Raw genomic sequence first — 1,944 nt, 5'->3', positions numbered from 1 at the left:
TCAATAAATATTTTATTGTTAATTGTATTTCTGATTTGAAAAACTCCAACAGGAAATTTCTTCAATTTATATTCATTGTTTATTTCTTTTTTTGTTTTCATTTTATTTCAAATGGAATTATTTTATTAATTGTGTTTTCAGTAAGATAGAAAATAATCTAGGACTAACTATTCAATACAAATCTGTATGATTTACCGTGAAACGGATTTTCGCAGTTTGATATTTTTCTAGTGCTTTTTTCCTTTTAGTATTGCAGATGATAGTTGTCCGCAATGATGCGCATTATGATTTAATAAAATTGAAAATAGTTTTATTCGTGCTATTTTACCAAACCAAGTTGTCTCAATTTCTTCAAGCCATTCTTGGTCGGAGGTATTTAAAACTAGTTTTTCAAGAGTTTGGTAGCCTTTTTCAAAATACAACCGACTTGTTTCCAAATCAAATAAATTGCCTATATCTTTTTGTCCGATTGTTGTCCCTTCAACATCCGTTTCGTAGCCGAAAAATTGTCCAATTAAATTTGTTGTTTCACCGATATGTCTGTAAATAAAACCAACAGATGCAGTTTGCTCTGTTAAGCGATAACTAGCATTTTCAGTGTTTATGTTTTTACAGAAATGAGAACAATCTTTTTTGTTTTGCTCTAATACTTGTAATAAAATTTCTCTTTGCATTTTGAATGTATTTTAGTTTGTATTCTTTAAAATCACCATTTATTTTGGTCTTAATTACTTGAAATAGTTAAGATTAAATACTAGTTGTTTGAATTTATATGGGTAAGCATTTTTTGAATATTTTTCTCCCAACCAGATGTCATACCTGTAAAAACAGCCAAATTATTTTCTTTGAAACCCGAATGTTTCAAAATCAGTTTTGCTCCATTTTTGTGTTTTTCTAAAGTCCATTCGACAATGGTGTCTAGAGAAATAGTTCCATTTCCAGAACCACCTTTCCAACTATACACCAATTTTTGCAAAGGAATTATTTCTAAAACTTTACAATAGAAAGTACCATCCAAATCTAAACTTGAGATTGGTTTTGTTTGAAATTGAAATTCGTGTCCAAGAATTAATTTAAAATTGTTTGGCATAAGCCAAAGCGCAATTAAATCAGCTTGTGTAAGATATTCCCATACTTCATTTGGTTTTTGTTCGAATAGCCATTCGTTTTTGATTTCTGTTTGCATATTTTACTATTTTAAATTCTATATAATTGGAAAGTTTTGTCTGAGGAAAATGAGATAGTTTCAATAGAATTCACAATTTTGTTTTGTTATTTAAAATTGTTTCTAAATTTTTGAATTTGGATAGCCAAAAAGTATCAAAATAAGCTATCCATTCCTGAAGTTCCTTGAAACCATCTTGTTTTAAAATACAATGACGCTCTCTACCCATATTTTGGATAGAAATAAAACCAGCGTTGTCCAAAATTTTGATGTGTTTAGAAACAGCAGGCCGACTTATGTCAAAATTATCAGCAATTGAATTGATACTTAATCCGTTCTCGGATAACAAATGTAGTATTTGTCTTCTGCAAGGATCTGCAATAACTTGAAAGGCATCAAATGTTTGTGTTGTCATATTATACTAGATTTAGTTGTTCCATTAGGTTGAATAACTTCTTACTATTTGTAACCCATCCTTTGTTCATTATAATATAAGGTAAATAGTTTTTGAAACCTGTAAATCCTGAATGTTCCAAACTTAAAACAGTTCCTTTTTCTGATGATGAAAGTGTCCAAGTCACAATAGAATCAAGTGAAGGATTCTCTTTTGACATTCCACCTTTCCAAGAGTAAACCAATTTTTTGTAAGGGACAATTTCTAATACTTTACAATAAATCCTTCCATCAAAACCTATTTTTAATTTTGGTTTTGCTCCAAATTGAAATTTATGACCAATAATTGGTTTAAAAACATTTGGGACAAGCCATTGTGCTAATAG

The 1,944-nt window shown here is 29.3% G+C and carries 4 protein-coding genes; all 4 read right to left on the bottom strand.

The genetic code is table 11. From position 1 onward, the window contains the following. Positions 1 to 227: 227 nt before the first annotated feature. Positions 228 to 674 (bottom strand): DinB family protein, encoded by a 447-nt coding sequence (locus WBQ70_RS04720; RefSeq protein WP_423911255.1) that lies wholly within the window; start codon positions 672 to 674, stop codon positions 228 to 230. Positions 675 to 754: 80 nt separating this feature from the next. Further along, positions 755 to 1,186, bottom strand: coding sequence for an SRPBCC family protein (locus WBQ70_RS04715; RefSeq protein WP_423911253.1), 432 nt, complete (start codon positions 1,184 to 1,186; stop codon positions 755 to 757). Positions 1,187 to 1,256: 70 nt separating this feature from the next. Continuing rightward, positions 1,257 to 1,580, bottom strand: a complete 324-nt coding sequence (locus tag WBQ70_RS04710; RefSeq protein ID WP_423911251.1) for an ArsR/SmtB family transcription factor — start codon at positions 1,578 to 1,580, stop codon at positions 1,257 to 1,259. A gap of 1 nt (position 1,581) precedes the next feature. Continuing rightward, the coding region (locus tag WBQ70_RS04705; RefSeq protein WP_423911249.1) for an SRPBCC family protein at positions 1,582 to 1,944 on the bottom strand (363 nt) is incomplete at its 5' end.

The organism is Flavobacterium sp., assembly GCF_049590715.1.
In the GTDB taxonomy this organism is placed as follows: Bacteria; Bacteroidota; Bacteroidia; order Flavobacteriales; family Flavobacteriaceae; genus Flavobacterium.
The sequence above is the reverse complement of the archived record's forward strand: the minus strand, read 5'-3'. Positions and strand labels throughout refer to the sequence as shown.

Coding starts and splice junctions, on each gene's coding strand:
- WBQ70_RS04720 (WP_423911255.1), bottom strand. CDS start 674: ATGCAAAGAGAAATTTTATTACAAGTATTAGAGCAAAACAAAAAAGAT.
- WBQ70_RS04715 (WP_423911253.1), bottom strand. CDS start 1,186: ATGCAAACAGAAATCAAAAACGAATGGCTATTCGAACAAAAACCAAAT.
- WBQ70_RS04710 (WP_423911251.1), bottom strand. CDS start 1,580: ATGACAACACAAACATTTGATGCCTTTCAAGTTATTGCAGATCCTTGC.